We start from the raw sequence: 19577 nt of genomic DNA on the forward strand, positions 1-19577 counted from the left end.
ATACCTGCATCAACAGATCAAATTACTAAGGGCATACGGTGGATATCTAGGTGCCGGAAGTCGATGAGGGACGTGGTAAGCTGCGAAAAGCTTCGGTTAGCTGCACACAAGTGTTGATCCGAAGATTTCCTAATGGGAGTACCTGCTTTGGAGTAATATCCAAGCATCTAAGCCTCAATTCATAGGGTTTAGAGGACATACCAGGTGAACTGAAACATCTCAGTAACCTAAGGAACAGAAAACAACAGTGATTCCCCTAGTAGCGGCGAGCGAAAAGGGAAGAGCCCAAACTATAACAGTGTAAGCTTACAGGCGTTGCTGTTATAGCGTCGTAGGAGTTATCAGGTAGTGCTGTAACACTACACAAGTTGATTCTTTTCTAGTCGAATCATCTGGAAAGATGAACCATAGAAGGTGATAGTCCTGTAGACGAAAGAAAGGATAGACTTGATAACTTCCTGAGTACCATGAGTCACGTGGAACCTCGTGGGAAGTAAGGAGGACCATCTCCTAAGGCTAAATACTACCCGGCAACCGATAGTGAACCAGTACCGTGAGGGAAAGATGAAAAGAACCCCGGGAGGGGAGTGAAATAGAATTTGAAACCGTATGCTTACAAGCGGTCAGAGGACTATTTAAAGTCTGATGGCGTGCTTTTTGCATAACGAACCGGCGAGTTACAGATTGTGGCCCAGGTTAAGCTTTAAAAGCGAAGCCACAGCGAAAGCGAGTCTTAAAAGGCGCAAGTCGCAGTCTGTAGACCCGAAACCGAGTGATCTATCCTTGGTCAGGTTGAAGCACGGGTAAGATCGTGTGGAAGACCGAACCTATTGGCGTTGAAAAGCCATAGGATGAGCTGAGGATAGGGGTGAAAGGCCAATCGAACTCGGAAATAGCTGGTTCTCTCCGAAATAGCTTTAGGGCTAGCCTTAAGTATCTGTCTTGGCGGTAGAGCACTGATTGGACTAGGGGCTTAATCAAGTTACCGAATCCAGTCAAACTCCGAACGCCATTACAGTAAGCTTAGGAGTCAGACTACGGGGGATAAGCTGCGTAGTCGAGAGGGAAACAACCCAGATCGCCAGTTAAGGTCCCAAAGTATAGACTAAGTGGTAAAGGAAGTGGAGTTGCATAGACAACCAGGATGTTGGCTTAGAACCAGCCATTCATTTAAAGAGTGCGTAACAGCTCACTGGTCGAGTGACTTTGCGCCAAAAATGTTCGGGGCTTAAGTCTATCACCGAAACTGCGGATTGGTTTTACCAATGGTAGGAGAGCATTCTATTTGGACCGAAGCTGTACCGAAAGGAGCAGTGGACTGAATAGAAGAGAGAATGCCGGTATGAGTAACGATAAAATAGGTGAGAATCCTATTCGCCGATAGTCTAAGGTTTCCTGAGGAAGGCTCGTCCGCTCAGGGTAAGCCGGGACCTAAGCCGAGGCCGAAAGGCGTAGGTGATGGTTAATCGGTCAAGATTCCGATGCCGCCTTTAATCATTTGAGTAAAGGAGTGACACAGGAAGGTATGTCAGCATGGTAATGGATATTCCATGTTTAAGCAGTCAGGGAGCTAATCTAGGTAAATCCGGATTAGTGTTAATCCTAAGCTGTGATGACGACTCTCTACGGAGAGGAAGTGACAATTCCTCGACTGTCAAGAAAAGCTTCTAGCGAGATTAAAGGCGCCCGTACCGCAAACCGACACAGGTAGACAGGATGAGAATTCTAAGGCGCGCGAGAGAACCCTTGTTAAGGAACTCGGCAAAATGACCCCGTAACTTCGGGAGAAGGGGTACCTGTCTTTGACAGGTTGCAACAACCAGGCCCAAGCGACTATTTACCAAAAATACAGGTCTCTGCTAAGACGCAAGTCGAAGTATAGGGGCTGACGCCTGCCCGGTGCTGGAAGGTCAAGGGGAAGAGTTAGTCATCTTTTGATGATGAAGCTTGGAACTTAAGCCCCAGTAAACGGCGGCCGTAACTATAACGGTCCTAAGGTAGCGAAATTCCTTGTCGGGTAAGTTCCGACCTGCACGAATGGCGAAACGACTTGGGCGCTGTCTCAACAAGGGACTCGGTGAAATTGAAGTGTCTGTGAAGATGCAGGCTACCCACGACAGGACGGAAAGACCCCGTGGAGCTTTACTGCAGCCTGATATTGAGTTTTGGTACAATATGTACAGGATAAGTGGAAGGCATTGACACCGGAGCGCCAGTTTCGGTTAAGCCATCCCTGGGATACCACTCTTATTGTTCCGGAATTCTAACTTTGTAGCGTTATCCGCTATGGGGACAGTGTCAGGCAGGCAGTTTGACTGGGGCGGTCGACTCCCAAACAGTAACGGAGTCGCCCAAAGGTTCCCTCAGTACGGTTGGAAATCGTACGTAGAGTGTAAAGGCAGAAGGGAGCTTAACTGCAAGACATACAGGTCGAGCAGATACGAAAGTAGGGCTTAGTGATCCGACGGTAGAGAGTGGAATTGCCGTCGCTCAACGGATAAAAGTTACCCCGGGGATAACAGGCTTATCTTTCCCAAGAGTTCACATCGACGGAAAGGTTTGGCACCTCGATGTCGGCTCGTCGCATCCTGGAGCTGGAGCAGGTTCCAAGGGTTGGGCTGTTCGCCCATTAAAGCGGTACGCGAGCTGGGTTCAGAACGTCGTGAGACAGTTCGGTCCCTATCCGTCGTGGGCACAGGAGACTTGCGAGGATCTATCCCTAGTACGAGAGGACCGGGATGGACGTACCTCTGGTGAACCAGTTGTTCTGCCCAGAGCAGAGCTGGGTAGCTAAGTACGGATAAGATAAGCGCTGAAAGCATCTAAGCGCGAAGCCAACCTCAAGATAAGGTTTCCCATAGAGTAAATCTAGTAAGATCCCTGAAAGAAGATCAGGTAGATAGGCCAGAGGTGTAAGGACAGTAATGTTCTAAGCTGACTGGTACTAATAGATCGAGGATTTGATCTGTGGAAGGTATTGTGCAGTTTTGAAAGTGCAACTAGAAAGCACTTGACAATAAATAAGAAAGATGATATATTGTTAGGTGTGAGTAAAAAATAAACAAGTAAATAAATTTTCCGGTGGTAATCGCGGAGGGGCTACACCTGTTCCCATTTCGAACACAGCAGTTAAGTCCTCCAGCGCTGATGGTACTATGGGGGTGACCCTATGGGAGAGTAGGTCGCTGCCGGAAATTAATTAATATATTTAAAAGACTCCTTATTGCTATTAATAACAATAAGGAGTCTTTTTATTATGCTAAATTATAATAATTTAGCATAATAAAAATATTAACTAATTTAAATATAGTGATTTTAAGTAAATATTCTGCTAAATAATTTATTATATTTCATAGTTTAGTTATATTTTGTATAGTATGTTAAAATAATGAGAATGGAGAGATAATTAATGAATAGAGAGGGGTCCATATGAAGAAAGTTCAAAAAGAATTAATTTTGACTTTATTTTTGGTTGGAATATTGCTTTTAGTAGGTTGTACACAGACAGAGTTAAGAGAAAAAGCCAGTGATGTGCCTATTAAACCAAAAGTTGATTTTAAAGCTCCTGATTTTACTTTAACTGATCTAAATGGTAAAAAAGTAAAATTATCTGATTTTAAAGGTCAAGTAGTCTTTTTAAACTTTTGGGCTACTTGGTGTCCCCCTTGTCGGGCTGAAATGCCTCATATTCAGGAAATTCATCAGGAGAAGGGGAATAAAGTAAAAGTATTAGCTGTAAATGTAAAAGAATCTCCTAAAAAAGTCAAAGAGTTTATGGAAAAGAATGGTTATAATTTCACTGTATTAATGGATAAGACTGGAGAGGTAGCTAATGATTATCTAGTTAGGGGGATTCCTAAAACTTTAATTATCAATCAGGAAAGAGTAATTACAACTGAACATGTTGGTAGTATGAATAAGACGAAAATGAATAATTTACTTACTGAAGCATTTTAATTTAAAGCAAAGCTCTTGATTATCGCCGATTCTTATTATCTACATAACTTTGAATTAATTTCGGGAGGTTTAGTTAATGGGGTTTAGTATCAAAAAAATGACAGTTTCAATTTTATTGAGTTTTTTAATCATTTTAGTAATTTTAGGAGGTTTAGGTTTTTTATTAATTAATTTTTTAGGAAACAGTGACCAGGCTGGAGTTGAAAGTATAGCAGTTATTAATATTCATGGTCCTATTTCAGTTGGAGGAACTCAAGAAGTTTTAAGTACTTCACAGACTAATGCCAGTGAAGTTATAAAGCAGATTAATGAAGCTAAGGATAATAAAAAGATTAAAGCCTTGTTATTGCGAGTAAATAGTCCTGGAGGTAGTTCAGCTGCTTCAGATGAAATATATCGTGAACTAAAAAAGTTTAAAAAGACAGGTAAACCAGTAGTTATTTCGATGGGAGATATAGCTACTTCTGGAGGTTATTATATTTCAGCTATTGCTGATCAAATTTATGCTAATCCTTCTACAATTACTGGAAGTATAGGGGTGATTATGCAGTTTAAAAATTTACAAGATCTTTATGATAAATTAGGTGTTGATTCAATTACTTTTAAAAGCGGCCCTTATAAAGATATCGGTAATCCAGATCGAAAGTTAACAGCAGAAGAGAAAGAATTATTACAGAATATGGTTGATGAAGTTTATCAGGAATTTTTAACTGCAGTTGCTGAAGGAAGAAGTATGTCTAAATCTAAAGTAGAGAAATTGGCTGATGGTAGGATTTATAATGGCCGAAAGGCTAAAAAGTTAGGATTAGTAGATGAAATGGGAACTTTTTATGATGCAGTAAAGACTACTGCTAAATTAGCAGAGATGAAAGCGGATCCTAATTTAATTTATTATAATCGTTCTTCGCCTTTAGAACGTTTTTTTCGTTCCACTACTAATTTAATTAAAGGAGTATTATTACAGCAAGGATTAAAGATCAATTCAAATAACCCTAATGAATTATATTATCACTTATTACAAGAGGAAAAGGTTAATAATCTGGAATTAGAGTATTAACCTTTGATTAATAAGATTTAACAAGGTAGGGGCTAATTATAGACTTCATTCTTCACTCTATAATTATCTATAAATTTTAATGGAGCAGGATAGGTTATATAATCTATCCTGCTCCATTAAGGTTATTATCACCTATTTCTTGGGGCACAGCCTCTATTTTTAAACCTTTTTCCTCTGCCTTGGAGACCAAACCTTTAGTCTTGGAATCTTCTTATACTTGGAGTAGACATCATTGGATTAAAGCTTACTCTTCCACAAGGCATAGTATATGCACCATTTTCTTCTGCTGCTATAACTGTCATACCCAAAGACAATAGCAATACTAATACTGTCATATCTGTTACTGCTTTCTTTATATCAATCCTTCCTTAATTATAATTTAAATCATGCACGTTTTTTTATTAAGGTTCATAATATATAAGTGACTTTTAAGTGTTAGCTTAAGTTAACATAGTTAATTTAAGCTAAATTTAAATATAGGAAAGGGGGGGATAAGTGTGAAATTAACCAATATACCAATAGGTAAAAGTGGTAAAGTAATGCGTCTTACTTGCCAAGGACAGAAAAGAAGAAGATTATTAGATTTAGGGTTGATCCCGGGAACTATAGTAAGGGCTAAGCAGAAGAGCCCATTCGGTGATCCAATTGCTTTTGAAATCAGAGGAGCTACAATGGCTTTGAGAAGTGAAGAAACAGAGGCAGTTATCATAGAAGAAGTGAAAAAAAATAAAAAAGTTAGTTAAGAAAGGAGGAAAAAAATGGAACCAAAAGCTGATTCGGATCAAATTAGTCTATTGCGCGAGTCATTCAATATTAATTTCAAAAGAGGAAATCCGGTTATTGCTTTAGCAGGAAATCCTAATACCGGAAAAAGTACTGTTTTTAATGGCTTGACAGGATTAAAACAAGATACCGGTAACTGGCCTGGTAAAACGGTAACACAAGCACAAGGCTATTATACTTATCAAAATCAAGATTATATATTAGTTGATTTACCAGGTACCTATTCTTTATTAGCTAATTCTACTGATGAACAGGTAGCTAGAGATTTTATCTGTTTTGCACAACCAGATGCAACTATTGTAGTTGTTGATGCAACTAAATTAGAACGAAATCTTAACTTAGTTCTACAGATAATGGAACTTACTAACAATGTAGTTGTCTGTTTGAATTTAATGGATGAAGCAAGACGCAAAAATATTGAGATTGATGTAGAAGGTTTAAGTCAGGATTTACAGATTCCTATAATTCCTACTGTTGCTCCAAAAAAGATTGGTTTAGAAAAGCTTAAAGACAAAATAGCTGATATTGTAACAGGAAGAATAAAAGTAACTCCAAAACAAATTAAATACTCTTCACAAATAGAAGAGGCAATAGAAAAGATTTTACCAGATTTAGAAGCTATTTTACCTGATTATATAAATTCTCGTTGGGTGGCTTTACAACTAATTGAAGGAGATAATAGCATTCTTGAAGCAATGCAGACTTATTATCCTGAACAGATTGTAAAAGAAATTACAGCTAACTTACAAAGCGAGGTGAAGGCAGGTGGAGCTTTCTGAGTCAAATCAATTAAATTCAATTACAGAAAAAGTTAATCGCTTATTTAATAAAGAGGAAAGAGAAGAACTAAGTGATCAAATGGTAAAAGATATTTATACTAAAGCTGAAAGAATAGCAAACAGGAATACAAAAGTTAAAGAAGGGAAAACATCTAATTGGGAAGAAAAACTAGATAGAATTTTAACTTCAAAGTGGACTGGATTTCCAATTATGTTACTTATGCTGGGCGGAGTCTTCTGGATTACCTTAGTAGGAGCAAGTTATCCTTCCTCAATACTTAATAAAGCCTTGTTTTCAGTTGAAGGAGTTCTAAGTGATATGGTTATGTCTTTAGGTATTCCAGAGTGGTTACATGGATTATTAATTGACGGTGTGTATCGAACAGTAGCCTGGGTTATAGCAGTTATGTTTCCGCCTATGGCAATCTTTTTTCCTTTATTCACATTATTGGAGGATCTAGGTTACCTGCCTCGAGTAGCATTTAATTTAGATAACTTCTTTAAGAAAGCAGGAGCCCACGGTAAGCAGGCTCTAACTATGAGTATGGGGTTTGGCTGTAATGCTGCGGGAGTAATTGCAACTAGAATTATCGATTCACCACGAGAAAAATTGATAGCTATTTTAACTAATAACTTTGTTCCCTGTAATGGACGTTTTCCAACTTTAATTATACTTTCTAGTCTCTTTATGACTGGAATTGCAGGTGGAATGTATAATTCATTTGTAGCAGCAGGTATAGTAGTAGGTATAGTCCTGGTTGGTATTATGATGACTTTTGTGGTTTCCTGGGGGCTTTCTAAAACTATTTTAAAAGGAAAACCATCCTCATTTACCTTAGAGTTACCCCCATTTAGGAAACCACAGTTGGGTAAAGTTTTAGTTAGGTCATTTATAGATAGAACATTATTTGTTCTAGGGCGAGCAATTATGGTAGCAGCTCCGGCAGGAATTATAGTCTGGGTATTAGCCAATACTACTATTAATAGAGCTAGTCTCATTACTCATTTAGCTAATTGGCTTGATCCTTTTGCTACTCTATTAGGCATGGATGGCTTTATTCTACTGGCTTTCTTCTTGGGACTACCGGCTAATGAAATTGTATTACCAGTGTTATTAATGAGTTATTTATCAACCGGAACTATGCTAGAACCTGGAAGCATGGAAAGTTTCAAAAATATTTTAGTAAATAACGGTTGGACCTGGGTAACTGCATTATCAACAATGTTATTTTCTCTCTTACATTTTCCCTGCGGAACTACACTATTAACAATTAAAAAAGAAACTGATAGTCTTAAATGGACTATTTTTGCTGGAGTATTGACTTTAGGTATAGCAGTTATAGTTACCTTTATAGTTAATCAAATGATTCATATCTTTTTATAAGTAGATTAAAATCATCCTGGGAATTATCCTGGGATGATTCTGTGTTCATGAATTTTTCTTGAAAGTCAAAAAAATCTTGTTGGTACTCTGGATGCTGTTTGAAAAATGCAACTAAACAGGTGATGGCATCAACTGTTTTCTGGGATAGATAATGCTCCATAGCTTCTGCTTCTTGATATTTATCACAGTTACTACCAATAACATGAAGGAAATCTCTTAAAAGTTTATTCCTGGTAACCAAGAAATTACCAACTTCCTGCCCTTTTTTTGTTAATTGAATATTTTTATAGCGTTCATAATCTAAGTAACCCTTCTCACTTAATTTCTTAACAGCTTTAGTCACTGATGGAAGTGAGACATCTAACTTATCAGCAATATCAGTAGTTCGTACATAACCTTGTTGATCTAAAAAGCGGTAGATTTCTTCTAGATAATCTTCTAAACTTGGTGAAAGCATACTTTTCTCTCCTAAGTTCTCCTTTATTATAATACTATATGTAACTAAAGTTTAGTTTAGAAGTAGAGAATTTAATCCCTGAATAAAAGTATCACCAACAGCAAGAAGCAGATGGTGAACTTTTTTAACCATAACTACTGATGATGTTACAAGAGTAATGAACAAAGTATTACTCAAAGCTGACTTATTTGAAGTGCTTAATGAAGAAAAACCAACTTTAATTAGTGACAATAGTACTCAATTTACTACTAATGACTTTAAAGCAATGCACATAAATTTATATCTTTGATACTTTAATTAAATAGTCTTGAATTAAAGTTATATTTTGGATAACTAAATCTAACAATAATTTCATTTCTTGTGGACCATGTTCTTGATTTTCTGCACTAAAATCATAATATAATGCTTTTACCACTTCTTGAATCCGATTTATTTTTTTATTTGAAGAACTACTCTGATAAATTTTCATTAATCTATCCGCTTTAGCTTTTGCTTTATCTACCAACGTATTTGTTTGTTGATTTAAATTATAAAAATTAATATTCTTTTCTGCAATTAAAAAAGAAAAATGATAAAAAATATCTTCTATTTTTTTGGAACGCATACTTAGATTATTAGTTTTTATAGTTAACTTATAATTAAATAGATAAATAGAAGTTAATAATAAGGCTATTTCTTGTTTTGATTTTTTCGTACTCTTTAATTCTTCCATTAACTCTTGGTTTTCATTGGAAAGTAAATCAATCAATTCTTCTGCTATTTCAATCTCCGAAATAACATTACTTCTATTAAATACTTTTTTTAATACTTTAAATATCATTTCAAGGCCTCCTTTAAAATGAAATTTATAATGTATAAAAAATAAAAAACCTCATATTCTATAAATATGAGGAGGTTTCACCACTAACTCCATATAACTTAGGTGACCAAATACAAGTTATACTTCAACGTTCTCATTATTAAATTTTTTTAATCACATGTTATTATAATTATACTATTTTTTAACATAAAATTCAAAAAATAATAAGTTAAAATCAAAAAAGAGGTGAATTTTAATTCACCTCTTTAAATAATATAAACGAATTTCATAAATATGAAGCCTATCATTTCAAGAGTTTATAGAAATATAAACAGGCTTCACTCCATTTTTATCGTAATACATAATAGGCAAAAAAACACAGAAAGGAGTGAAGCCTATTATGTATGTTCAACAATAAAGGTTATTTTTCTTGGAAGAATTGATATTTTCTAATTTAGACCTTGCTAAAATAACACATGAAATTAGATGTAATTTCAATAAAGGACCAACTGGTTATTAACTCTATTATTGAAGAATTAGTTAATAAGCGAGTGCAAAATAGCCCGACAGAATTTAATTGGTCTTGGTTTAAAAATAGAAAGGAAATGCTTAATCTTGCAATTTAAAATATTTATAAGGAGGTGTGAAACCCTGGTTATAACCAAGTTGTGGTTTAACAACTAGGTTTCGGTAAACCACCACCTAGCTCTATTAAGTTGGAAGGAAAAGAGTTTGCCGTAATTACTAACTTCAAGGGCAAGGTAACGCCTTGGTTTTTGTAGCATCTTGTTTTCAAAGGCAAATTGAGAATTGCCAACTGTGCAGAAGTTGCCCTTAGTGGTTGAAACCTGTGAAACCACAATTTTTAATCTATATTAATTATATATAGATAGTTCTAGATAAGTTTTTATAACCAGGATAAAATTAATGGAGTATACAGAAGCAAGTATCGGAAGAATATTCATTTTACGTCTTGAAACTGGAGATCAAATTCCAGAAACAATTGAAGAATTTGCTGAAACTAAAGGAATTGACTCTGCAACAGTATTATTTATTGGTGGGGCAGATAAAGAAGGGGAGGTTGCTGTAGGACCTAAAGATGGCTCTGCTAAGCAACCTATTCCTGATACCAAAAAATTAAGTGGAGTTAGTGAAGCAATAGGAGCAGGAACAATTTTTACTAACGAAAATAAGCTTCCAAAATTACATCTGCATTCTTCTTTTGGGCGAAAAGATAAAACAATTACTGGATGTACAAAAGCAGGAGGAATAGATATTTGGAATATTGGGGAAGTTATTATTTTAGAACTTAATAATCATTCAGCTTATAGAAAGATTGATCCTGAAACTGGATTTGAGCTGTTAGAAGTTTAATTTTAAACTTAATTTTAATGTCATGTGAATCTCTCCATCTAAATCTGTGATTAAATCACAGATTTAGATGGAGCTTCTTTATTTACTATGGTGGGTTTACAACACTATTATCTCTTACCATCCGTGAACTACTCGGCAATGAATTACCCGTAATATCAAGCAAATTACCCAATCGGCGTGTCCAACGTCTACCCAGTCAAAGACTGGTTATACAAAAAGCGTCACTACTCCTATCTAGCATAGGTGCTAGACTCAGAGATACTTTTATTGCTTAAGATAGAAGTGTAAGTACCTCTATAAGTGTTTACTAGAAGATTTAGTGTCTTCTATCTACAACGAGCACCCTGAATATTTTACACAGTAGAGGTTTAGCTACTGCAACCTCCAATATTCACTTGTGCGTAATTTACAGGCCTTGCTTGTAAATGTTTCACTTCTATTTCCTATCTATAATATCCCCTTCTCTTTTAACCTATTTTCAGTTAATCGACGGTTATAAACTATTACTATTATCTTCTCCTTGATTAGAATAAAGTATATTAGAAGAATAAAAGCATAATATTTAATAAGGAGGGGTAAAAGTATGGCATTAGACCGTTTTAAAAAGAAAAAAACAGAGTCAAAAGTAAAAATTAAAGGATCACATTTCAAGCAAAGAGATAAAATTAAAAGTGAACCAAGTAATTCAGAACAGAAAATAAATTTTAAGAATAATAATGAAGAAAATATAGTAACAGCAAAGATAAAAAAGAAACTGTTAAAAGAAAAAACTCCCCTAGGTAAAGAAGAGATTCAAGCTGAATCTATAGATAAATTAAAGAATTCAACAATAAACCATAATAATCAACAACAATATGAAAATGAGCTTAAAAAAGATAATCTGCAAATAAATTCTATTAAACAGAACTGTTCTAATTTAAAGTCCAGTTTAAAAGAAGTTGCCCTTCAAACAGAAAAAATGGCTGATAATTTAGATGATTTAATAGGAGACACTGAAGAGTTGGAATCAAGTAAGAGAAATAAAGAAAAAGTGGAAAATGATGGCTTGGGTTCAAATTCAAACCAGGATCCATTGGATACATTTTCATTAGATAAGGTATCGATTATAATTATCCTCCATATTTTATTACAGAGATTTTTTACTGATAATCAGGATAATAAAAAGTAAAATATAATTCACACTTTCGGTAGTAATAACATATTATATTATGAATTAAAGCTGGCTTAAATTGTATACATAAAGGAGGGAGGAGATATGACAGATTCAGCTGAAATGGAAGAAGGGCGTGAAGTAGACTCCATTTCAGAATCAGAAACTAGTATTATTAATTCTAATCAAGAAAGTGATGAGCCAAATGAAATAAAGGAGACATCAGACAATAAAACTCAAGAAGAACTGAAAGATAAATCTCCTGAAGCTGAATTACAGCAAAAAGAATCAAATCCCTACTGTATACGAACTAAAATGAGTGGTAGCACAAGATTAATTATAATATTAATTGTAATTTTAATACTGCAAAAAATTACAGCCGGCACAGATCTTTTTTGTTAATTTTAAATTATCACAATGAGGGGGTAGAAGTAATGTCAAATGAACAATCTTTAGAAGATGTCAAAACCTTAATTAATCAGTTTGAAAACTTTTTATCAGATAATAATCGGGAAGTAATGAATAAAATTGTAAATGAATTGGATAGTGCAGATGGTAAATCTGAGATAGACCAAACTAAAATGAAAGAATTAATTTCACAGTTAATCAATCAAAATAATATTGATCCATCCCAGTTATAAATACATATCGCCGTAAATTCTGTTCACTTTAAAATCTGATGAATATCATATTATTAGCTGAGGAGTTGAAATGACTATGACAGATGGCGGTTATGAAGACTTTGAGGACTTTATGCAGAATAGACTGTCAAATAATGATAGTAATTCTGCAAAACAGAGTCTAGGAGGTGAAGATTCAATGAATGAAACTGAACTAGAAGGTGAAGAAAGGCCTGAAAGTAGAAAGCGTAAAAAGGGTAAGTGTTCTAAAAATTGCGGACAGATTATAATTGAAAAGGTTGAAGAATTAGAAATTGAAATCGACTGCTGTACAGATTAGTAATTTCTTAATAATTAAATAAAATTTTAAACATAGAAAGTCAACTAAAAGTAGTTGGCTTTCTTTTTTTATTTAAATTGCACTTTTAATCAGTAATATGAATAAATTAACTTACAAGAGGGAGGTGTTTAATATATTTTTTCTTTAATTAATAGAATCAAAGAAAAAATTGGTAGTTTATTTAAAAGAACAGACTGTAGAAATAAGGATGAGATTCATCTTAATTTAGACGGGTTAGAAATAATTATGGAGCGATGTTTTGCCTATGACAAGCCCCATGAGGTTTCTGTTTTTGTTCCTCGGGCTGAATTAAGGAAGAAGATGGATGATGGAGAAAAGACAGAAGAAATAGAGATTCTACTTAATAGTATTACTGTTGTTCATTCGCCTCAACGGCCTTCTGATGAGGGAGAAGGCTCTCCCCCAGAACCTCCAGAAATTCCTCAAGATGATGTTGATAATATGTAGAGACCCTGCAGTCTGCAGGATCTCTTTTATTTTAGTCACATTGTCCATTTTTATAATCTTTATCTTTAAGATAGTCTCTTACAATCTCTAAAGTTTCTCCAAAGCGTTGGAAGTGAACTACTTCTCTTTGCCTTAAAAAACATAGAGTGTCTACTACTCCTGGATCATTACTGAGATTAATTAAATATTCATAAGTGGCTCGAGCTTTTTCTTCTGCAGCTAAGTTTTCATGTAAAGTAGCAATCGGATCTTCATGTGATTGAATAAAAGCAGCTGTCCAGGGTACCCCTGCAGCATCATGAGGATATAAGGCCCGACCATGTTCAGCATAATGTGCTCCAAGACCTGCTTTTCGTAGTTTTGAAACTGGCACTCCTTCAGTTAGTTTATAGATTAAGGCACCAAGTACTTCCCAGTGAGCTAATTCCTCTGTGCCGATATTTGTCAAAGTAGCTTTAGCCTCATCAGTTGGGATGGTATATCGTTGTGTTAAATATCTAATACCTGCTGATAGTTCACTGTCTGGTCCTCCATATTGAGCATAAAGGTATTTAGCCATTTCTAAGTCATTTTTCTTTACTTTAACCGGATACTGAAGTATCTTTTCATAACTCCACATAAATCTCCCTCCTTCTAATTAATAATTAATCTGCCATGGCCATTCAGTTCTTATATACTTCCAATAATAATCCTCTTTACATTCAGCCTGCCATGATTGTTTATAGCACCAATCAGCAGTAATAGGTCCATATTTTTGTTGATAATTTCTCTTTAAGTCTTTAAGTTTACAAGCATACTTTTGGTGGTCTTCTAAAGCTATTTCATCACAAGGATGAGTATTTAAATATAAACTTAATTCGAGAACTACAAATTTCAAAGCCATAATCTTTTTCAGATATTGAAGCTGTTTTTTAGACATACTGATACACCTCCTTATTAAAACTAATATTTTTCTCGCCGGTATGGCCGATACAACTCGGGAAAGAATGTTCCTTTCTTCAAAGCTTCTTGTGGTTCATAATATTCTTCATAGGTTTGAAAGGGAATATAGACCTGAGCAAGTCTATATTCAGGATGATAATCTATATTAAATTCCACTTTTTCCATTTCCTCTTCTGTCATTTATGTCACCTCCTACAATAATTTAGTTAGTATATTCTATTCAATACTGGATAATTTGTTAATTACAAAAATTAATGTCAAAGCTAAGCAGGAGTTTCAAAATTTTCCTGCAAAATATATTAATATACATAATATGTAAATATATTGAAAATAATAAAAGGAGGATGACATATGTCAAAAAGCAAATATACAATTAGTGTTGAGGAAGCGGCAAAGCGTTTAGGTGTTTCAAGACGTACAATTTATCGTAGATTAAATAATGACAAGCTGGACGGGAAAAAGAAACGAACTAAACATGGAGATAAATGGTTTATATCTGAAGATGAATTTAGTAAACAAGCAGAAGTGATTCAAGAAGTTGTGGAAACGGAAAGAAGGGTAGATATAAATGACCTTAAACAAGAAATAAAAGAAATATTTTTAGAAACACAGAAAGAAATTATTAAAGAGACAATTGACAAACAAAGAGAAGTGATTAAAGAAGATATTAAAGATGAAATAAAAAAAGAAACCGAAAAAATAGGTAATACAGTAAATGAAGGGTTAGATCAGGTTAAAGAATCATTTGAAGAAACTGCAGTTTCAATTCCACAAGCAATTAAAGAAGAACAAAAAGAGCATAGAGAATGGATTAATCAGCGTGATAGAAAGCTTATGAGAAATATTAGACGAATGCAGAAAAAACAGAATAAAGAAGAAGAAGAAACTAATCAAGGTCTGTGGAATAAATTAATAAAAGTTTTTAGATAATATTAACAAATTACTGCATAGTTGTTGTATAGAAAGAGTAATTTAAGAAAAAGTAATCAAAAAGCTTGCATTTTAATTGATGATTTTATATAATATACATAATCTTAGATTAATATTTATAATTAAAATGTTATGATCTAGGCTAGTAGGTTCTGCTTTTATCTTAGAGAGTCGGTGCTAATTGAGATCCGACATAAAAGTAGAATTGAATCCACCTAGGGAGCAGCTAGTGAATTAAGCTATGCCGGTTTGGACACCGTTATATGTCCTGATGAAAGTGAGAAATTAGGGTGGCAACGCGGAGAAGATAAGTCTCCCGCCCCTAGTAGTCCATTACTATGGATTATTAGGAGCGGGAGATTTTTTGATTTTAGTATTGAGTAGATATTTAGGAGGGGATTATTAGTATGAGTATGAAAGAAAAGAGAACTTTAATGTTGCCAGGTCCAACTCCAATTCCAGAACGGGCTCGTCAGGCCGGAGCGGAGAAGATAATTGGCCATCGGGAATTGGAATGTGAGGAGTTAGTTGAGGAAGTAGTAGAAGGTCTTAAGTATGTCTTTCAAACAGAAGAAGATGTTTTAATCTTAACCTGTTCTGGTACTGGAGGACTAGAGGCTTCGATAGCTAATACGCTTTCAGCCGGCGATAAAGTGTTGGCTTTATGTACTGGTGCTTTTGGTGAAAGGTATGCCACCATTGCTGAACGTTATGGCGTGGATGTAGAGCGGATGAACTTTACCTGGGGAGAAGCTGTAGATGTAGATCGGGTTAAAAAAAGATTAGAAGAGGATGAAGCAGGCGAAATTAAAGCTATTTTAATGACTCATAATGAGACATCTACTGGTGTTGTAAATAATCCTGAGCCAATAGGAGAATTAGCTGAGGAACATGATGTGCTTTTATTGGTTGATGCAGTCAGTTCACTGGGAGGAGTTGAATTAAAAGTAGATGAGTGGGGAGTAGATGTAGCTGTAACATCTTCTCAGAAGGCATTAATGACTCCGCCAGGACTTTGTTTAGTCAGTGTTAGTAAGAAAGCATTAGAGGCTGGAAAAGAAGCTGATTCACCTAAATTTTATTGGAGTTTTAAGCGGGCTAAAGATCGTTATGATCGTGATACTCAAACTCCTTCGACTCCGGCTATATCAACCTTGTATGTTCTCAGGAAAGTTTTGAGGGAGATTAAAGACGAAGGTTTGAAAAATGTCTTTAGGCGTCATGAAATAGTGACTAAGGCTATTCGCAAATCAATGAGAGCATTAGGCTTAGGTTTGTTAGTAGATGATGAGATTGCTTCTACAACAGTAACAGCTGTTAGAGTGCCGGAAGGAATTGAATTCAATACTTTATGCCAGAAACTTAAAGAGAAATATAATGTCTATATTACTGGTAGTAAAGGTGAGTTAAAAGGAAAGGTTTTTCGAATTGGTCATTTAGGAAATGTAAGTAGAGTTGATATCTTATCTACTATTTCAGCTTTGGAGATGGTATTAAAAGAAGAAGGGTTTGATTTAGAGTTAGGTACAGGTCTTAGAGCAGCACAACAAGTATTTTATGAGGAGGAGAGTAGATAATGAAAGTATTAGTTAGTGATAATATCTCTCAAGCAGGAATCGATATTCTGAAGGATAATGGAGTAGATGTAACCTTTAATACTGAACTATCTTATGAAGAATTATTAGAAGAGATTGGTAAGTATGATGGAATTATCTTAAGAAGCATGACGCCTCTTAATGAGGAGGTTCTAAGCCAGGCTGATAATCTAAAGGTGATTGCCCGAGCCGGTTCTGGTTATGATAATATAGATGTAGAAGCAGCTTCAAAACGCGGAATTATTGTCTTGAATACTCCTGGTCAGAATACTATTTCTGCTGCTGAACAGACAATGGCTTTGATGTTAGGATTATCCAGAAATCTTCCTCAGGCTAATGAAGCTTTACATGAAGGTATCTGGGATAGAAATAAGTATCAAGGTGTAGAAATAAATCAAAAGACCTTAGGAATTATAGGGTTAGGCCGTGTAGGAGGAAATGTAGCAACAAGAGCAAAATCCTTTAATATGGAAGTGATAGCCAATGATCCTTATATTCCAGCCGAACGGGGTGAAAAGCTTGGAGTTGAGTTAGTAGGCTTTAAAGAAGTCTTAAAGAGATCTGATTATATCTCTATCCATACACCGCTTACAGATGAGACATACCATATTTTAGGCAAAAAAGAGTTTGCTCAGATGAAAGAAGGAGTTAGAATTGTTAATGCAGCGCGCGGTGAAAATGTTGATACTTATGAGTTGGCCGAAGCAATTAAAGAAGGGAAAGTTGCTGGAGCTGCTCTTGATGTACATGAAGAAGAACCGTTAAAAGAAGAACATCCTTTATTGGAGTTGGAGGATAGAGTAATTGTTTCTCCACATTTGGGCGGTACTACAGTAGAAGCTATGGATAATGTAGCCATTGATGCAGCTAAACAGGCAATTAGCGTGCTTAGAGGTGACTTACCAAGAACTCCACTAAATGCTCCTGCTCTACAACCAGAGGCTATGAAAGAGATTGAACCATATGTAAATCTAGCTAAAAAGTTAGGTGCTTTTTATGCTCAGTGGGGGGAAGGAAGGATAAAAGAATTAACAATAAGTTATAGAGGAGAATTAGCTGAAAAGGAGATTGGTCCAGTTACCACAGCTTTATTAATAGGAATTTTAAATCCAATTTTAGATACCACAGTTAATTCTGTTAATGCAGGTTTAATTGCTGAAGAGCGTGGAATTGATATTACAGAAAGTAAGAGTTCTACTACTGAACGATACTCTAGTTTAATTGAATTAAAGGTAGAAACAGAAGCAGGAGTTAATAATTTAGTAGGAACTGTTTTTGATGATACTGATTTAAGAATTGTAGAGATCAATGGTTACAGAGTAAATGCTATTTCCGAAGGAAATCTATTAATTACTAATCATACTGATAAACCAGGAGTAGTAGGAAAGATTGGTACTTTGTTAGGTGAAAATGATATAAATATTGCTAATATGCAGTTAGGCCGTCATGATGCAGGTGGAGAAGCTGTCATGGTAATGGGCATAGATAATGAGTTAAATTCTGAAGTTAAAGAAAAACTTTTAACTATTGATGGTATATCAGATATTAAAGAAGTTAACCTATAAATACAGCGGAAGTTAAATTCTACCTTTGATAAATAAATAAGGTAATTGCCCAATTCAATAAGGAGGGCTAATAGATGTTAGACTTAAGATTTGTACGAGAGAATACAGGGTTAATCAAAAAAGTTTTAGAACAGCGAGGAACTGATGCTAATATAGATGAATTTAAAGAGTATGATGAGAAAAGAAGGGATGTACTTTATGAAGTAGAACAGTTAAAGCATAGAAGAAATGAAGCTTCTGAAAAGATTGGAGAATTGAAGAGAAAAGGTGAAGATGCTTCAGAATTAATTGAAGAGATGAGAGAAGTTTCTGATAAAATCTCTGAATTAGATGAAATAGTAGCTGAATGTGAAGAAAAGATAAATGAAATTCTGTTAACAATTCCTAATATTCCGCATGAAGATGTACCCGTTGGTGATGACGAAGAAGATAATATAGTAGCCTGGAAGTGGGAGGAACCGACAGAATTTGATTTTGAACCCCAGCCGCATTGGGATATTGGAGAAGAACTGGATATCCTTGATTTTGAGCGTGGAGCTAAGGTTTCTGGTTCTCGTTTTACCTTCTTAAAAAACTTAGGAGCTAGACTGGAAAGAGCCTTAATTGCTTTTATGATTGATATACATACTGAAGAGCATGGTTATAACGAGGTATTTCCTCCCTTTATAGTGCGGGGAGAAAGTATGGTCGGAACAGGACAGCTGCCTAAATTTGAAGAAGATGCTTTTAAGATTGAAGGAACTAATCATTACTTGATTCCTACTGCTGAAGTACCGGTAACTAATATGTATCGCGATGAAATTATGGATAAGGATGAATTGCCTATCTATCATGTAGCCTACAGTGGTTGTTTTAGAGCAGAGGCTGGAGCCCATGGTCGGGATACACGAGGAATTATTAGACAGCATCAATTCAATAAGGTAGAACTAGTCAAGTTTGTAGAGCCGGGGACTTCTTATGATGAATTAGAAAAATTAGTGAAGAATGCGGAAAAGGTTTTACAGAGACTGGAGTTACCTTATAGAGTAATGAATATGTGTACCGGTGATTTAGGATTTACTGCAGCCAAGAAGTATGATCTTGAAGTCTGGTTTCCAAGTTATGATACTTATCGCGAGGTATCTTCTTGCAGTAACTTTGAGGATTTTCAGGCCCGTAGAGCAGGAATTAGGTATCGTCCTGAGCCTGATGCCAAAGCAGAATTTGTTCATACTTTAAATGGTTCCGGTTTGGCTATTGGCAGAACTGTAGCAGCTATTTTGGAAAATTATCAACAAGAAGATGGTTCAGTAATTATTCCAGAAGCTCTGCAGCCATATATGAAAGGAATTGAAAAGATAACTCCAAAAGAATAAATTTAATAAATATTATTGACAA

Annotated in this window: 21 protein-coding genes, 2 rRNA genes, 1 riboswitch and 1 other annotated feature; of the genes, 17 read left to right on the top strand and 6 right to left on the bottom strand. The window is 35.2% G+C overall.

Translation table 11 applies throughout. The annotated features are described in order from the left end of the window. The first annotated feature begins 15 nt into the window (after positions 1-15). From acear_RS00060 to sppA, 4 genes are all read left to right on the top strand, one after another. A 23S ribosomal RNA gene (locus tag acear_RS00060) occupies positions 16-2968 on the top strand. Between the two features lie 109 nt (positions 2969-3077). Continuing rightward, positions 3078-3194: ribosomal RNA gene (gene rrf, locus acear_RS00065) — 5S ribosomal RNA — on the top strand. Between the two features lie 235 nt (positions 3195-3429). Continuing rightward, on the top strand, positions 3430-3957 hold the full coding sequence (locus tag acear_RS00070) for a TlpA family protein disulfide reductase (protein ID WP_013277008.1): 528 nt from the start codon (positions 3430-3432) through the stop codon (positions 3955-3957). A gap of 76 nt (positions 3958-4033) precedes the next feature. After that, the gene (gene sppA, locus acear_RS00075) at positions 4034-5014 is read left to right on the top strand and encodes a signal peptide peptidase SppA (protein WP_013277009.1); all 981 of its coding nucleotides are present in this window, start codon (positions 4034-4036) and stop codon (positions 5012-5014) included. Positions 5015-5208: 194 nt separating this feature from the next. On the opposite strand, the gene acear_RS12510 is transcribed toward sppA, so the two are convergent. Next, complete coding sequence (locus tag acear_RS12510; protein ID WP_187286631.1) at positions 5209-5349, bottom strand: hypothetical protein; 141 nt, start codon at positions 5347-5349, stop codon at positions 5209-5211. A 162-nt stretch (positions 5350-5511) separates the two neighbouring features. Here acear_RS12510 and acear_RS00080 point away from each other — a divergent pair, with 162 nt between their 5' ends. From acear_RS00080 to acear_RS00090, 3 genes are read left to right on the top strand one after another with little or no spacing between them, the layout of a single operon-like run. Then, positions 5512-5757: a FeoA family protein gene (locus acear_RS00080; RefSeq protein ID WP_013277010.1), complete on the top strand. Its 246-nt coding sequence runs from the start codon at positions 5512-5514 to the stop codon at positions 5755-5757. A 15-nt stretch (positions 5758-5772) separates the two neighbouring features. Continuing rightward, on the top strand, positions 5773-6576 hold the full coding sequence (locus acear_RS00085; protein WP_013277011.1) for a FeoB small GTPase domain-containing protein: 804 nt from the start codon (positions 5773-5775) through the stop codon (positions 6574-6576). Further along, the gene (locus acear_RS00090; protein WP_013277012.1) at positions 6563-7960 is read left to right on the top strand and encodes a nucleoside recognition domain-containing protein; all 1398 of its coding nucleotides are present in this window, start codon (positions 6563-6565) and stop codon (positions 7958-7960) included. Before acear_RS00085 ends, acear_RS00090 begins: the two co-directional genes overlap by 14 nt. Here the strand turns inward: acear_RS00090 and mntR are convergent. After that, complete coding sequence (mntR, locus tag acear_RS00095) at positions 7932-8417, bottom strand: transcriptional regulator MntR (RefSeq protein ID WP_013277013.1); 486 nt, start codon at positions 8415-8417, stop codon at positions 7932-7934. The genes acear_RS00090 and mntR overlap by 29 nt on opposite strands. A gap of 277 nt (positions 8418-8694) precedes the next feature. After that, positions 8695-9237, bottom strand: coding sequence for a hypothetical protein (locus tag acear_RS00100; protein ID WP_013277014.1), 543 nt, complete (start codon positions 9235-9237; stop codon positions 8695-8697). A gap of 60 nt (positions 9238-9297) precedes the next feature. After that, positions 9298-9380: riboswitch (cyclic di-GMP riboswitch) on the bottom strand. 763 nt (positions 9381-10143) lie between these two features. On the opposite strand from acear_RS00100, the gene acear_RS00105 reads away from it, so the two are divergent. The 6 genes from acear_RS00105 to acear_RS00130 all read left to right on the top strand — a co-directional run bounded on the left by acear_RS00105 (position 10144) and on the right by acear_RS00130 (position 13168). Continuing rightward, positions 10144-10590 (top strand): PPC domain-containing DNA-binding protein, encoded by a 447-nt coding sequence (locus acear_RS00105; RefSeq protein ID WP_013277015.1) that lies wholly within the window; start codon positions 10144-10146, stop codon positions 10588-10590. A 583-nt stretch (positions 10591-11173) separates the two neighbouring features. Then, complete coding sequence (locus acear_RS00110) at positions 11174-11758, top strand: hypothetical protein (RefSeq protein WP_013277016.1); 585 nt, start codon at positions 11174-11176, stop codon at positions 11756-11758. Positions 11759-11845: 87 nt separating this feature from the next. Next, positions 11846-12142 carry a hypothetical protein gene (locus acear_RS00115; protein WP_013277017.1) on the top strand — a complete coding sequence of 99 codons (297 nt, stop codon included), beginning with the start codon at positions 11846-11848 and terminating at the stop codon, positions 12140-12142. Between the two features lie 32 nt (positions 12143-12174). Continuing rightward, on the top strand, positions 12175-12381 hold the full coding sequence (locus acear_RS00120; RefSeq protein WP_013277018.1) for a hypothetical protein: 207 nt from the start codon (positions 12175-12177) through the stop codon (positions 12379-12381). Between the two features lie 70 nt (positions 12382-12451). Further along, positions 12452-12700, top strand: coding sequence for a hypothetical protein (locus acear_RS00125; RefSeq protein ID WP_013277019.1), 249 nt, complete (start codon positions 12452-12454; stop codon positions 12698-12700). 135 nt (positions 12701-12835) lie between these two features. After that, complete coding sequence (locus acear_RS00130; RefSeq protein WP_013277020.1) at positions 12836-13168, top strand: hypothetical protein; 333 nt, start codon at positions 12836-12838, stop codon at positions 13166-13168. A 31-nt stretch (positions 13169-13199) separates the two neighbouring features. Here acear_RS00130 and acear_RS00135 read toward each other — a convergent pair whose 3' ends face one another. The 3 genes from acear_RS00135 to acear_RS00145 are packed head-to-tail and all read right to left on the bottom strand — an operon-like array spanning position 13200 to position 14290. Beyond that, positions 13200-13787 carry a manganese catalase family protein gene (locus tag acear_RS00135; protein WP_013277021.1) on the bottom strand — a complete coding sequence of 196 codons (588 nt, stop codon included), beginning with the start codon at positions 13785-13787 and terminating at the stop codon, positions 13200-13202. Positions 13788-13805: 18 nt separating this feature from the next. Further along, positions 13806-14087 (bottom strand): spore coat protein CotJB, encoded by a 282-nt coding sequence (locus acear_RS00140; protein WP_013277022.1) that lies wholly within the window; start codon positions 14085-14087, stop codon positions 13806-13808. Between the two features lie 23 nt (positions 14088-14110). Next, positions 14111-14290 (bottom strand): spore coat associated protein CotJA, encoded by a 180-nt coding sequence (locus acear_RS00145; protein ID WP_013277023.1) that lies wholly within the window; start codon positions 14288-14290, stop codon positions 14111-14113. A gap of 171 nt (positions 14291-14461) precedes the next feature. Between acear_RS00145 and acear_RS00150 the strand changes: the two genes are divergently transcribed. From acear_RS00150 to serS, 4 genes are all read left to right on the top strand, one after another. Beyond that, complete coding sequence (locus tag acear_RS00150) at positions 14462-15040, top strand: helix-turn-helix domain-containing protein (protein WP_013277024.1); 579 nt, start codon at positions 14462-14464, stop codon at positions 15038-15040. A 123-nt stretch (positions 15041-15163) separates the two neighbouring features. Beyond that, positions 15164-15367: a binding site (T-box leader), on the top strand. Positions 15368-15447: 80 nt separating this feature from the next. After that, the gene (locus acear_RS00155; protein ID WP_013277025.1) at positions 15448-16617 is read left to right on the top strand and encodes a pyridoxal-phosphate-dependent aminotransferase family protein; all 1170 of its coding nucleotides are present in this window, start codon (positions 15448-15450) and stop codon (positions 16615-16617) included. Next, complete coding sequence (gene serA, locus acear_RS00160) at positions 16617-18200, top strand: phosphoglycerate dehydrogenase (protein ID WP_013277026.1); 1584 nt, start codon at positions 16617-16619, stop codon at positions 18198-18200. Before acear_RS00155 ends, serA begins: the two co-directional genes overlap by 1 nt. A gap of 74 nt (positions 18201-18274) precedes the next feature. After that, the gene (gene serS, locus acear_RS00165) at positions 18275-19555 is read left to right on the top strand and encodes a serine--tRNA ligase (protein ID WP_013277027.1); all 1281 of its coding nucleotides are present in this window, start codon (positions 18275-18277) and stop codon (positions 19553-19555) included. Positions 19556-19577 lie beyond the last annotated feature (22 nt).

Origin of the sequence: Acetohalobium arabaticum DSM 5501 (genome assembly GCF_000144695.1) — a bacterium.
GTDB lineage: Bacteria > Bacillota > Halanaerobiia > Halobacteroidales > Acetohalobiaceae > Acetohalobium > Acetohalobium arabaticum.

Bases quoted from the DNA above. Each gene is read 5' to 3' on its own strand.
- acear_RS00070 (WP_013277008.1), top strand. From the start codon at position 3,430: ATGAAGAAAGTTCAAAAAGAATTAATTTTGACTTTATTTTTGGTTGGA.
- sppA (WP_013277009.1), top strand. From the start codon at position 4,034: ATGGGGTTTAGTATCAAAAAAATGACAGTTTCAATTTTATTGAGTTTT.
- acear_RS12510 (WP_187286631.1), bottom strand. From the start codon at position 5,349: ATGACAGTATTAGTATTGCTATTGTCTTTGGGTATGACAGTTATAGCA.
- acear_RS00085 (WP_013277011.1), top strand. From the start codon at position 5,773: ATGGAACCAAAAGCTGATTCGGATCAAATTAGTCTATTGCGCGAGTCA.
- mntR (WP_013277013.1), bottom strand. From the start codon at position 8,417: ATGCTTTCACCAAGTTTAGAAGATTATCTAGAAGAAATCTACCGCTTT.
- acear_RS00100 (WP_013277014.1), bottom strand. From the start codon at position 9,237: ATGATATTTAAAGTATTAAAAAAAGTATTTAATAGAAGTAATGTTATT.
- acear_RS00105 (WP_013277015.1), top strand. From the start codon at position 10,144: ATGGAGTATACAGAAGCAAGTATCGGAAGAATATTCATTTTACGTCTT.
- acear_RS00110 (WP_013277016.1), top strand. From the start codon at position 11,174: ATGGCATTAGACCGTTTTAAAAAGAAAAAAACAGAGTCAAAAGTAAAA.
- acear_RS00115 (WP_013277017.1), top strand. From the start codon at position 11,846: ATGACAGATTCAGCTGAAATGGAAGAAGGGCGTGAAGTAGACTCCATT.
- acear_RS00120 (WP_013277018.1), top strand. From the start codon at position 12,175: ATGTCAAATGAACAATCTTTAGAAGATGTCAAAACCTTAATTAATCAG.
- acear_RS00125 (WP_013277019.1), top strand. From the start codon at position 12,452: ATGACTATGACAGATGGCGGTTATGAAGACTTTGAGGACTTTATGCAG.
- acear_RS00135 (WP_013277021.1), bottom strand. From the start codon at position 13,787: ATGTGGAGTTATGAAAAGATACTTCAGTATCCGGTTAAAGTAAAGAAA.
- acear_RS00140 (WP_013277022.1), bottom strand. From the start codon at position 14,087: ATGTCTAAAAAACAGCTTCAATATCTGAAAAAGATTATGGCTTTGAAA.
- acear_RS00145 (WP_013277023.1), bottom strand. From the start codon at position 14,290: ATGACAGAAGAGGAAATGGAAAAAGTGGAATTTAATATAGATTATCAT.
- acear_RS00150 (WP_013277024.1), top strand. From the start codon at position 14,462: ATGTCAAAAAGCAAATATACAATTAGTGTTGAGGAAGCGGCAAAGCGT.
- acear_RS00155 (WP_013277025.1), top strand. From the start codon at position 15,448: ATGAGTATGAAAGAAAAGAGAACTTTAATGTTGCCAGGTCCAACTCCA.
- serA (WP_013277026.1), top strand. From the start codon at position 16,617: ATGAAAGTATTAGTTAGTGATAATATCTCTCAAGCAGGAATCGATATT.
- serS (WP_013277027.1), top strand. From the start codon at position 18,275: ATGTTAGACTTAAGATTTGTACGAGAGAATACAGGGTTAATCAAAAAA.